Source organism: uncultured Flavobacterium sp. (genome assembly GCF_963975005.1).
In the GTDB taxonomy this organism is placed as follows: Bacteria; Bacteroidota; Bacteroidia; order Flavobacteriales; family Flavobacteriaceae; genus Flavobacterium.
In genome coordinates this window covers 33,042-46,434 of record NZ_CAXBFR010000005.1, presented here as the reverse complement: position 1 = coordinate 46,434, position 13,393 = coordinate 33,042, and the positions used below count along the sequence as shown (strand labels likewise).

At 29.6% G+C, this 13,393-nt stretch carries 8 protein-coding genes and 1 pseudogene; 3 read left to right on the top strand and 6 right to left on the bottom strand.

All coding sequences use genetic code 11. The features are described from left to right. The 3 genes and pseudogenes from AACZ53_RS01440 to AACZ53_RS01430 form a co-directional block, all read right to left on the bottom strand. Window positions 1-671: pseudogene (locus AACZ53_RS01440) on the bottom strand (hypothetical protein); the annotation flags it as partial. A gap of 3 nt (window positions 672-674) precedes the next feature. Next, window positions 675-2,063, bottom strand: a complete 1,389-nt coding sequence (locus AACZ53_RS01435; RefSeq protein WP_339833888.1) for a PorP/SprF family type IX secretion system membrane protein — start codon at window positions 2,061-2,063, stop codon at window positions 675-677. A 2-nt stretch (window positions 2,064-2,065) separates the two neighbouring features. Beyond that, entirely contained in the window at window positions 2,066-4,255 is a 2,190-nt protein-coding gene (locus AACZ53_RS01430; RefSeq protein WP_339833886.1) for a gliding motility-associated C-terminal domain-containing protein, read from the bottom strand. A 241-nt stretch (window positions 4,256-4,496) separates the two neighbouring features. Between AACZ53_RS01430 and AACZ53_RS01425 the strand changes: the two genes are divergently transcribed. Next, complete coding sequence (locus tag AACZ53_RS01425; protein WP_339833883.1) at window positions 4,497-6,176, top strand: glutamine--tRNA ligase/YqeY domain fusion protein; 1,680 nt, start codon at window positions 4,497-4,499, stop codon at window positions 6,174-6,176. An 8-nt stretch (window positions 6,177-6,184) separates the two neighbouring features. Here the strand turns inward: AACZ53_RS01425 and AACZ53_RS01420 are convergent, their stop codons facing one another. The 3 genes from AACZ53_RS01420 to gltX form a co-directional block, all read right to left on the bottom strand. After that, window positions 6,185-6,457 carry a hypothetical protein gene (locus tag AACZ53_RS01420; RefSeq protein ID WP_339833880.1) on the bottom strand — a complete coding sequence of 91 codons (273 nt, stop codon included), beginning with the start codon at window positions 6,455-6,457 and terminating at the stop codon, window positions 6,185-6,187. A 457-nt stretch (window positions 6,458-6,914) separates the two neighbouring features. Continuing rightward, a complete protein-coding gene (locus tag AACZ53_RS01415) occupies window positions 6,915-7,865 on the bottom strand; it encodes an SPFH domain-containing protein (protein WP_339833877.1) in 951 nt (316 codons plus the stop codon). 90 nt (window positions 7,866-7,955) lie between these two features. After that, window positions 7,956-9,458 (bottom strand): glutamate--tRNA ligase, encoded by a 1,503-nt coding sequence (gene gltX / locus AACZ53_RS01410; RefSeq protein ID WP_339833874.1) that lies wholly within the window; start codon window positions 9,456-9,458, stop codon window positions 7,956-7,958. Window positions 9,459-9,635: 177 nt separating this feature from the next. Between gltX and AACZ53_RS01405 the strand changes: the two genes are divergently transcribed. Beyond that, a complete protein-coding gene (locus AACZ53_RS01405) occupies window positions 9,636-12,965 on the top strand; it encodes a hypothetical protein (RefSeq protein ID WP_339833871.1) in 3,330 nt (1,109 codons plus the stop codon). Next, the gene (ybeY, locus tag AACZ53_RS01400; RefSeq protein ID WP_339833868.1) at window positions 12,965-13,387 is read left to right on the top strand and encodes an rRNA maturation RNase YbeY; all 423 of its coding nucleotides are present in this window, start codon (window positions 12,965-12,967) and stop codon (window positions 13,385-13,387) included. The genes AACZ53_RS01405 and ybeY overlap by 1 nt, the downstream gene beginning before the upstream one ends. Window positions 13,388-13,393: the final 6 nt, after the last annotated feature.

Sequence of the window (13,393 nt, the reverse complement as noted above, 5' to 3'; positions counted from 1 at the left end):
TCATACACAATTACTAAAGTCCATCCACCCGCTACACCTCCTGGAATTGAAAATGAACCACTACTACTACCATTTGTACTTACTCTAATATTTCCAACAAAGTAAGTTCCGTTTGGATTTGCTAAACCTGCAATTAAAGATGTTACATCAGCAAAACAGCCATAAGGACCGTGTGTTACATTTGTTTGATTAGCATCAGCAAAACCATTATATAAAACTTCATCAGCAATTACATCAACATAAGCACCACCTGGTACTCTAAACTTTACTTGATTCCAATCTGTTGCTCTTCCACTAGAAGGATCATTTCCTACATTATATCTATATGTCGCAGACCAATATAATCCTGCATGAACAATATTTGAACATGTTGCATCCGCAATTGTTAAATTTGCACTACTAGAATTAAATGTTTGAGTTGTACCATCAATATCAATAAATTGCATATTGGTTTGATCATTATAAATAGATGAATTTCCGGTAGTATTATATGCCGTATTTGGATTTGGACTTCTGTTAACAATGTTGTTAGAAATCATTGTTAAATCACCTCTTACTGTTGTTTGAAATCGAACATCAAAAGGGTTTTTAATTTGTGCTGAAGACGTAATTGTTCCTAATATTACAATTAGAATAACAACAAATTTTTGAGATAGAGTAATTTTTCTCATAGGTTATAGTATTGGTAAAATCCACATAGTTTCGGGGTACTTATTGTTGAATTTAGTTTGATATGCTTTTTTGGCAGCATCATAACTTTCAAAACGTTCTATGTAAACATAGTTCCATTGATTGCCAGATGTTTTAAATGATCCACTTTTGTTTAATCCTTTTTTCTTTAACTCATTTATGTATTTTGATGCTTTCTTTTTATCTTTATAAATAGTAGCAATTACATAATATCCTTTTTTAACTCCTGTATTTTTCTCTGGGAGTAATAAATAATTAATGTTATCGTTCTCTGCATTTAATACAAATTCTTCTAGTTTCTTAACAATCGTATTGTTAGTTTCTATTATACTTTGGTTATAAATGTTTTGTTTAAACCTGTCAATTTCTTCTTGTTCTAAGGTTTGATTTTTAAGTCTTTCAGCTTCTTCTTGTTTATCAACTTTTGGTTTTTTAGCATAAGCCGAAAATTCTTCATTACTATCTAATGTTAGGGCCAAAAATATTTCGTGAGTAGCTCCTAAATTTGTAATTTCTTTACCTAATCCTTTTTCATAATTATAACCTACAGCAATTTTTTGTGATATGTTTATTCCTAAACCACCAGAAACCCCATAATAATCACTATAAGAACCTTGTATCCAACCTGCTCTTGGAACATTATATAAAATTCCACCTGAGTAGTCAAAGTCTTTCATGGCTATATATTTTCCTCTTCCTAAAAAGGTTAAACTACTATTTTCAAATAAATTTGAAGCATTCTCCAAAGTGTATATATACGACAAATGACTTGATATCGTTTTTTCTCCAAATTTGGTTTGCATTTCACCCAACTTAAAATTATAATCCACTAAATTATCTCCGTAAACACCAAAATTAAATTTTCCCATTTGGATAGATAATCCAGGATTTAGCATTAGCATACTTGTATTATCATATTGTTCCAAATACGGATCAGCTTCACCGGTTATTATTTTACCTCTGTTTAAACCCGAATTAAAAAAGACCATATTAAATCCAAAAGACAATATAGTTTCGTCATTTAAACGGACTCCTTTTGCATAATTAGCAATAGCTCCAATGCTTTTCCAAACACCCACCTCTTGTTGATAAATTCCCAGTCCATAACCACTATTTTCATAATCGTTTCCTGAGTAATTCACCATGTATGTTATTGGTGACTCATCATAATCAAACCATTGTTTTCTATGATAAGCTACATATTCAGCTTTATGACTATTAAATATTGATAATGTAGGGTTAACTAAATTTCTATTAAAGCGCATAAAAGTCTGAGATGGCATTATAAACTCATCACTGCTATCAGTTTGAGCGTAATTCATAACACAGCTTAAGGCTAGCCCTATAATAAAAAGAAGTTTGTGTCTATTCATTCTTATTGTATTACTGATATTGTACCTTGATGTACGGTTGAATTATCACGTATTATTTTGTAATAAAAAATTCTATTGTTTTTTGAAATGGGATCAAATGGCCAATTATTCTGATAATCTTTTGTTCTATAAACAATTTGTTGATTTGATGAAAATATTACAACCTCAACATTGTTTTGATAAGCCAATTCTTCTGTAATTATCCAAGTATCGTTTTTACCATCATTGTTTGGAGTTATCGTATTTGGAATTACAGCACTAAACACTTGAGCTTGATATAACACATTGAAATTTTTAATGATTTCACACCCATTAAGTTGAGCTATTAATTGAATCGTAATTTCTTGATTAACAATAATTTCGTTAGAAGAACTTTCTAAAACGCCATCAATAAACCATTCGTAAGAATCAGCTCCAGATGCAGTTATGGTTATTTCTTCGTTTTCATTGATAAAAATATCTTCATCATAATTTGTTACTAATTGATTTTCATCTATAGTTGCAACGGCTATCAAATCTGAATTTAATTCACAGCCAAAAAGAGATATTTTTAAATAGTAATCACCTTCTAAGGTTGCAGTATAACTAGTATTTGTTCCTAAAACTGAAGCATCACCATCCATAAACCATTGATAAGTAAAAATTGGATCTGTAACAGAAGAAGTAATTGTAACATCATTATTCGTACTACACAAAACACCATCTGTTGTTAAGTTTATAATCTCGTCAATTTTTAATTTAACATCCAAATCATTAGAAGAAACTATTTGACCATCTGTAAAATTCGCAACTACACGATAACTTCCGTTTTCTGTATAATTCGCTATAGTATAACTAGATGAATTAGCTCCAATTATCACGACATTATTTTTATACCATTTATACGTTACACCAATGTTTGAAGGAACGGCAACTGTTATTAAATTCGAACTTGCTTCAAAATCTTGGACAGTTAAAATTTCTGAAAGGTTTTCACAACTTGAATAGTCAGCGTCGTGAATTATTGTTAAATTATAAGATGTATATGGAGATACTAAAGTAGAAACTTCTTTTTCAAGAATACAATCTGTATTTTGTGTTACTATTACTTTATAAGTTCCCGTTTGCGATACGGATAAAGAATTACTTATTTCTCCAGAAATTTCTACGTTGTTTTTATACCATTTATAGGTAGGACTTAAAGCATTAGTTGTACAAGTCAATGTTTTATTTTCCCCAGGCAACAAGTTAATTTCTGTCCCAGAATCTAATGAAAGAGTAAAGCTGTTTTCGGTTAGTACTAAAACGTTTGAATTAATTACACAAGCTGAATTTGAAGCTACTAATGAATAACTTCCCGCTTGTGTTGCACTATAAGTTGCGTTAGTTGCTCCACTTATAAATATATTGTTTAAATACCATTGATATGTATAACCCGAACTAGCAATCATACTTGATAAAAATAAACCAGTTGTTGGACAAATATTTGTTGCATTGCCTTGTGAGCTAATAGTTAATGTTTCAGAGGGTGTTACACTTACAGCAACAGCATTTGAATAAGAGTTATAGTTACACGTTCCATAATTTACACTAACATAATAACTTCCTGCTGCTGTAATTGGTAAGCTTGGACCTGTTTGACCTGATATAATTACACCATCTTTTTTCCAAACATATGTTAATTGCGAAAAATTTAAAGGACTATTTGGACCACTGTCAATGGTTAAATTGAAAGTAGACGTACTACAGATAGATTGATTAAAAACGTTGTTGTTAATTGTAAAAGGTTGATTGTAGACAGCGTAATTTGCCGAAAAAGCTGGACTTGAAGGACTAGTGCTTACTGGTGAAGAACTTTTTATACGAATTCTATAGTTCGTTCCATTAACATTTGTTGGAAAAGGAAAAGACACATTTACAGGAGAAGTTATTGCAGTAGAGGTTGTTAATACGGTTGGTGTAGTAAAACTTCCAGCGGCATTAGATAATTCTACAGTAAATATATTCCCTGAACCTAAATTAGAGGTAGGAGAAAATGAAAAACTAAGATTATAATTGTTAAAAGTTGTTGAAGCACATACTTGAGAAAAACCCAGTGTAGGTGTGTTTATTGTAATTTGCGCAGAGGCAACAATACAACTTATTAACAAGGCTATTGTTAAAAAAACTTTTTTGTTCAACAAAGCTAACGGGGCTATTAACTTTTGTAACATATTGATTTCTAATTTAATATAAGTGTCCGAATATTACTATTACAAATATATAAAATTTTATTAACATCCAAATATTTTTTATTAACAAATAATGTTGACAACCGTTAAAATCGATTAAAACACCCTTTTCTACGGTAAAACCACCTCTTTTAAATTGTAAAACCGTACTTTAACTATATTATATATAAAATCAATTTTTAGCCTTAATAATTTTAGTTATTTTTGCTAAAAATATACAGAAATGTCAGAACAAAAAGCATTAAATTTCATCGAACAAATTATAGAAGAAGATTTGAAAAAAGGTTTATCTAATGATAAATTACGCTTTCGTTTTCCACCTGAGCCAAACGGTTATTTACATATTGGTCACGCTAGTTCTATTTGTTTAAATTTTGGATTAGGTTTAGATTATAAAGCTCCAGTTAATCTTCGTTTTGACGATACAAATCCTGCAAAAGAAGAACAAGAATTTGTTGACGCTATCAAAAAAGATGTAGAATGGCTTGGATTTCAATGGGATAAAGAATGTTACGCCTCAGATTATTTTCAACAATTATATGATTGGACTATTGAATTAATCAAAAAAGGTAAAGCTTACGTAGATAGTCAAACTTCTGAAGAAATGGCTATTCAAAAAGGAACTCCAACACAATTTGGTACAGATTCTCCTTTTAGAAACCGAACCGTAGAAGAGAACCTTGATTTATTTGAACGAATGAAAAATGGTGAATTTCCAGAAGGAACACACGTTTTACGTGCTAAAATAAGCATGAACGCAACTAATATGTTGATGCGTGATCCTTTAATTTACAGAGTTTTACACAAAGATCATCATAGAACAGCTAACAAATGGTGTATTTATCCTATGTATGATTGGGCTCATGGTGAAAGTGATTATATCGAACAAATTTCACACTCTTTCTGTACATTAGAATTCTTACCTCATAGAGAATTATATGATTGGTTCTTAAACCAAATTTACGATGAATCTAAAGTTAGACCAAAACAACGTGAATTTGCTAGAAGAAATCTTTCTCATACTGTTGTTAGTAAACGAAAATTAGCTCAATTAGTAAGTGAAGGTCATGTAACTGGTTGGGATGATCCAAGAATGTCAACAATTTCTGGAATGAGAAGACGTGGCTATACTCCAAAAGCCATAGTAAATTTTGCAAATGCTATCGGAATTGCTAAACGGGATAATCTTATAGATGTCTCTTTATTAGAATTTTACGTTCGTGAAGATTTGAATAAAATTGCTCCTAGAGTAATGGCTGTTTTAAATCCTGTGAAGTTGATAATTACCAATTATCCTGATGGAGAAGAAGAATGGGTTGAAGCTGAAAATAATCAAGAAGAAGAAGTAATGACTTATAGAAATTTACCTTTTTCAAAAGAATTATATATCGAAAGAGAAGATTTTCAAGAAGAAGCGCATAAGAAATTTTTCCGTTTGACTTTAGGAACAGAAGTACGTCTTAAAAATGCTTATATCATTAAAGGTGAATCAGTTGTAAAAGATGTTGACGGAAATATTACTGAAATTCACTGTACTTATGATAAAGATTCTAAATCAGGAAGTGGTTCTGAAGCTAGTCAACGAAAAGTAAAAGGAACAATTCATTGGGTTTCTATAAAACACGCTGTTGAAGCTGAAGTTAGAGTTTATGACAGATTATTTACAGACGAAAACCCTGATGGAAACAAAGAAATTGATTTTAAAGAATTCATAAATAAAAACTCTTTAGAAGTCATTACTGGTTTTGTTGAACCTTCACTGGTTGAATCTAAAGAATTAGAACACTATCAATTTCAACGTTTAGGTTATTTTTGTGTGGATAGAGATTCAACGGCTGAGAAACTAGTTTTTAATAAAACAGTTGGATTAAGAGATACTTGGGCTAAAATTAGTAATCAGTAAATACATTTTTACACTCTTGCAAGAGTTCGTTTGTTTTTCCGAAGTTTATAGTTATAATCTAATACAAAATTTTTAATTTTTTCTTTGTGTTTTCTGTCTAAGTTGAATTTATCTTTTTTGCCGTTTTTTAAAATAATAACTAAATAATATTTTTTAAGAGAGAAGAGCCATTTTTTTTTAAAATTGACATATATTTTTTCAATTTCTGTTGTGTTGTAGTTGTAATTGTTTTTATTACTACTTATTTTTATAACATTATTATTCTCTATTTCTATTTTCATCTTTTTGATATTTATTTTCAAAGTAATATTACTTTTTACTAATATTTTATTAAAAAGATGAATTATAGATAACCAATCGATAATTTACTTTTTCAATAGATAAACAACAAAATTTATCATTTATCATTTATTTTTCTAAGTAAAACGATTTCGACCTAGCATAAAATTAAATAATAAAATCTACTCAAGCAATAGTTTTTGTCTATCAAAAACAACCTTCATAAATTAAATTTAAGGTGTTTTTAAATTTATTTCATCTTCTTTATTGAGTTAGTTTATTTTGTTCCAAAAACGTCTTTTATTGGCGTTTTTACCTTTTAAACAGCAATTTTCAAATTCAGATTTTAAAATTATTTGTGGTTGACTATTTTTTTCTTTATCACAAATAAAAAAGACCACTTTTTTTCAAAAGCAGCCTTTTTGTAATTTGGAATTTTAGAATTGGAATTTCTAAAACCTACCCTCCCATATTAACATCATCTTCGTTTTTCTTTCTCTTAGTTGAATTTGCTTTTTTCATTGATTCACCAACTTGATTACTTGCCGTAAAACTCGCTACCATGTTATTCAACATTTCACTTCCAGCTTGTGGCGAATTTGGTAATAAGATCAAATTACTATTTGAATCAGCACCAATTGCTTGTAAAGTGTCATAATGTTGTGTCACAACAATTAAAGCAGAAGCTTCTTGAGAGTTAATTCCAACTCTGTTCAATACATCTACAGATTCTACCAATCCACGTGCAATCTCTCTACGTTGGTCAGCAATACCTTGTCCTTGAAGTCTTTTACTTTCTGCTTCAGCTTTTGCTTTAGCTACAATTCTAATTCTTCCTGCTTCAGCTTCATATTCTGCAGCTGTTTTTTCACGATCAGCAGCATTAATTCTATTCATTGCATTCTTAACTTGAATATCTGGATCAATATCTGTAATCAGTGTGTTGATGATGTCATATCCATAACCTGACATTGCACCGTTTAATTCTCTTTTTACAGCAACGGCAACATCATCTTTACGTTCAAAAACGTCATCTAACTTTAATTTTGGTACTTCAGCACGAACTACGTCAAAAACATAAGATGTAATTTGATCATGTGGATATTCTAATTTATAAAAAGCATCGTAAACACTTTCTTGTAATACTTTAAATTGAACGGAAACTTTTAGTTTCACGAATACGTTATCTTTAGTTTTTGTTTCAATCATTACATCTAATTGTTGAATACGAAGATTTACTCTTCCTGCAACTCTATCAATAATTGGAATTTTTAATTGAAGACCAGAAGTACGAGTACTGGCAAATTTACCGAAACGTTCAATAACAGCAGCTGTTTGCTGTTTTACTGTAAAAAAGGATGAGAATAAAATGACTACTCCTAAAAATATGAAAATGTAAAGTCCGTACATAGTTTGTTTTTTAAATGGTTATGTTAATTATACGCTTAATGTTGTGAAAAGTTACAAAAAAAAATCCCGAAACTTTCGGGATTAACTTTTTTATAAGGTTTGTATCGCTTTTTCAATACGTTTATTGGTTTCTTCTTTTCCAATCATTTCAATGATATCAAACAAATGTGGTCCTTTTAAAGCACCAACCAAACTTAATCGTAAAGGTTGCATTACTTTTCCCATTCCCATTTCATTAGTTGTCATCCATTCTTTTAAAAGAGTTTCAATGTTTTGAGAAGTAAAGTCTTCAATGTTATTCAATTTAACAATCACTTTTTGCATCAATTCAGGAGTTTCTTCTTTCCAATTTTTTGATGCTTTTTCATCATATGAAGTTGGTGCTTCAAAGAAATAATCTGATAAATCCCAAAGTTCATTCACGAAATTAGCTCGTTCTTTTACTAAACCAACAACTCTCGTTATATCTAAATCTGTTGAAATTCCTTTATTTGATAACTCAACTTTAAACATTTCAGCCAATTCAGCATCATCTTTAGTAATCAAATATTGATGATTGAACCATTTGTTTTTATCTGGATCAAATTTTGCTCCTGCTTTGTGAATTCTGTTTAAATCAAAAGTGTCAACTAATTCTGCTAAGGAATATAATTCTTTATCTGTTCCATCATTCCAACCTAATAAAGCTAAAAAGTTAATTACAGCTTCAGGAAAAAACCCTTGTTCTCTATAACCCATTGATGTTCCTTCAGCAGTTTTCCAAGCTAAGGGAAATACAGGAAATCCTAATTTATCACCATCACGCTTGCTTAACTTTCCGTTTCCAACTGGTTTTAGAATTAAAGGTAAATGTGCAAATTCAGGTGCATCCCAACCAAATGCTCTGTATAATAAACTGTGCAATGGCATACTTGGTAACCATTCTTCACCACGAATTACATGCGAAGTTTCCATCAAATGATCATCCACAATATTGGCTAAATGATATGTTGGCATTCCATCACTTTTGAATAAAACCTTATCGTCTAATAAATTCGTATCAAACTTAATTTCACCACGAATAATATCTTTTAATTCTAAAATTTCATTCACTGGAGTTTTAAAACGAATCACAAAAGCATCACCATTCGCAATTCTTTTAGCCGTTTCTTCTTTTGATAAAACTAAAGAAGTATCTAATTTTTCACGATTATGCCAATTGTAAATGAATGTTTTTCCTTCAGCTTCGTGTTGTTTTCTGTGTGCATCTAATGATTCAGCCGTGTCAAAAGCATAATAAGCCCAACCGTTTTCAATCAATTGATCAGCATATTTATTATAAATTGTTTTTCGCTCACTTTGACGATAAGGTCCAAATTTTTCATTTTTTCCAACCGTTTCATCTGGAGAAATACCTAACCATTCTAAAGCTTCTAATATATATTCTTCAGCACCTTCAACAAATCTAGTTTGATCTGTATCTTCTACTCTTAAATAGAATGTACCGTTATTTTTTTTAGCAAATAAATAATTAAATAAAGCGGTTCTCACACCACCTATATGTAATCCTCCTGTTGGACTTGGAGCAAATCGTACTCTAACTGGTTTTGACATTTTTTTTCTAATTTGTTACAAAGATACAATTTGAATTTAGAAGTAAGAATTTAGATTTTAGAAAATCTGCTACTTATCAACATGATATCAAGTTAAAGTTTTGCTAATCACTATTTAGTTTTGACTAATTACATTTTAAATTGTATTTTTATCGGTTATTAACAGATTATAAACAATTTGGAAACAAAAGCTATCATTTTTGAAAAATTAGAAGCCTTTATCAAGAGGTTTTACACCAATGAACTAATAAAAGGAATTATTCTTTTTGTTGGACTTGGTTTACTATATTTTCTATTTACCATTTTAGTCGAATATTTCCTTTGGTTACCAACTTCAGGAAGAACGATTTTATTTTGGTTGTTTGTAGCTGTTCAAATTTTCTTATTAGTTCGTTTTATATTTTTTCCATTGTTTAAATTATTTAAACTTCAAAAAGGAATTAATTATGAACAAGCTTCAGTAATTATTGGAAATCACTTTAGTGAAGTCAATGATAAACTTACAAATTTTTTACAGTTATCAAATCAAACAGGATCCCAAGGTATTGGGGCGGAATTACTTTTAGCTTCAATCAATCAAAAAGCGGAAACCTTAAGTCCAATTCCTTTCTCTAATGCGATTAATTTTAATAAGAATAAGAAATTCTTGCCTTATGCCATAGTTCCAATTCTATTATTGGCTTTGTTTTTTGTGTCTGGAAATTCAAAAGTTATTTCACAAGGACTTGATAGAGTTGTTAATTACAATACAAAATATGTTCCACCTGCACCTTTTCAGTTTGTGGTTTTGAATAAAGATTTGGTAACTCAACAAAACAAAGATTTTACTTTACAAGTAAAGACTGTTGGTAATGTTATACCTGAAAATGTTTCACTTATAATAGGTGATGAAGAATATTTATTGGAAAACACGAATCCTGGAGAGTTTCAATATAAGTTTGATAATGTTATTTCGGATGTAAATTTTAGTCTGAAAGCTAACTCTATAAACTCAAAAGATTTTAATCTTAAAGTTGTTAATGTTCCTACTATCAATAATTTTGAAATGATATTAACTTATCCAAGTTATTTAAAGCGTAAATCAGAAATTATTAAAGGAACAGGAAACGCAATTGTACCAGAAGGAACAACAATTCTATGGAAATTATCAACTTTTGCTACTACTGATATTGCTTTTATTTCAAATAATAGTAAATCTGTTTACTCTTCATCAAACGGTGAGTTTAATTTCTCTAAAAATATTAGTCAAAATACTGAATATCAAATAGTAACATCAAATAAAGACGTAAAAAACTTTGAAAAACTAGATTATCAAGTAAATATCGTTAAAGATCAATATCCTTTTATAGTTGCTAATAAAGCACCTGATTCTTTAAGCCTAAAAAAGAACTTTATTATAGGTCAATTGTCAGATGATTATGGGTTGAGTAAATTACAAATTGTTTATTATCCAAAAGGAAAACCTCAAATGGTTAAACGTGGAACACTTGCAGTAAAGAATCAAACCGTTGATCAATTTGTTTATTCTTTTCCCACAGGTTTAAATGTAGAACAAGGAATTATTTATGAATACTATTTTGAAGTTTTTGATAATGATGCTTTGAATAATTACAAGTCAAGTAAGTCTTCTGTTTTTTCTCATAACGAATTAACGGATGATCAAAAACAAGATGAATTATTAAAAGATCAAAATGACAATATTAACAGTTTAGAAAAGTCATTAAATAATCAAGACAAGCAATTAAAGGAATTAGATAAACTCCAAAAAATGAAAAAGGAGAAAGCTAATCTTGACTTTAAAGATCAAAAAAAGATTGAAGATTTCATCAAAAAACAAAAATCACAAGATGATATGATGAAAGAATTTACCAAAAAACTTTCTGAAAATCTTGAGAATTTTAATCCAAAAGAAGAAGATAAACTTAAAAAAGAATTATTACGTCGTTTAGATGAAAGTCAAAAACAATCAGAAAAAAACGAAAAACTTTTAAAAGAATTAGAAGAATTACATAAGAAATTACAAGATGATGAACTGTTTGAAAAAGCAGATAAATTAAAAAAGGATTCAAAAAATCAAGCTAAGAATTTAGAGCAACTTGTAGAATTAACGAAACGTTTTTATGTTGAAAAAAAGGCTGAACAAATTGCTGATAAATTAAATAAGTTAGCAGAAAAAGAAGATAAATTAGCTAACGAAAATAAAAATAATTTAGAAGAACAGAAAAAAGTAGCTGATGAATTTGAAAAAATAAAAGAAGAGATACAACAATTGGATAAAGAAAATAAGGATTTAAAAAAACCTATGGACATTCCAAATGATAAAAACGAACAAGAAGATGTTCAAGATGATTTAGAAAAATCTGAAGAAGATCTAAAAAAGAATGACAAACCAAGCGCTTCAAAGTCTCAAAAATCTGCAGGAAAGAAGATGAAAGAAATGAGTCAGAAAATGAGCGCATCAATGGAAGGTGGAGAATCTCAACAAATGGAAGAAGACGTAAAAGCGTTACGTCAAATTTTAGATAATCTTTTAGCCTTTTCTTATGATGAAGAAGCTTTAATTCAACCAACAAAATCTTCTCAATCCCGATCTTTGGCTTTGAATAAAATCCTTAAAAAACAACAAGAACTTAAATTGCAGTTTCAACATGTGGATGATAGTATCTTTGCAGTTTCACTTCGTAACCCAATGATTTCTGAATTTGTATTAAACGAAATAGGAGAAATTCACTATAACTTAGATAATTCTTTGGAAACTTTAGCGGACAATAACGTTGCCAGAGGAGCTTCTTTACAGCAATATGTTTTATCAAGTGCAAATAAATTGGCTGACTTTTTAAGTAATGTTCAGAGTGATATGAATATGCAAATGTCTGGAAAAGGTAAAGGAAAAGGCAAAGGAATGCCAAAACCAGGACAAGGTAATCCTGGAAAACAATTATCAGATATAATAAAAAAACAAGAAGGACTTTCTGAAAAAATGAAAGAAGGAATGAAACCAGGAGAAAAGCCTGGTGATAAACCTGGTGATAAACCTGGCGAAAAATCTGGTGAAGGAAAAAAAGATGGAAAAGGTCAGGGAGAAAACGGTGAAGGAGAAGGTTCTGAGGGAAACGCTGGAAAGGTATTAGAAATCCTAAGAGAACAACAACAACTGCGAGATGCTTTACAGAAATCTTTAGAACAACAAGGTATTAATGGTAACAATGTTTTAAACCAAATGAAAGACATTGAAAAGCAATTAATCAACAAAGGTTTTAAAAATGAAACCTTACAAAAAATGCTAAATCTTAAACATGAATTACTAAAATTAGAGAATGCAATTCAACAACAAGGGCAAGATGAAAAACGTAAATCCAATACAACAGATGATAAGTTTTCTAACAACGCTTCTACCCTACCAAAGGAATTACAAGATTATATTAAAAGCATTGAGATATTAAATAGACAAAGTCTACCTTTGCAAAAAAATTACGACCTAAAAGTCAAAGAATATTTTAATAAGTAATGATTACATTTAACTACGAAAATGATTTTCTTTTAGAAGATGAATCAATTTATCAAGATTGGATATCAAGAATAATTCAATCAGAAAACAAATCAGAAGGTGAAATAAATTACATCTTTTGTGATGATGAATATTTAATAAACATCAATAATGAGTATCTGAATCATGATACTTATACTGATATTATAAGTTTTGATTATTCTGTCGGAGACTTAATTCAAGGTGATATATTTATTTCTACAGAAAGAGTTGCTGAAAATGCAATTGAGTATAATGTTCCTTTTGAAAACGAAATCAAAAGAGTCTTGTCTCACGGCATACTGCACTATTGTGGCTATAAAGACAAAACAGATAACGAAGCATTAGTAATGCGTCAAAAAGAAGATGAAAAAATTGCTTTGTTCCACGTGGAACAACAATAATCATCT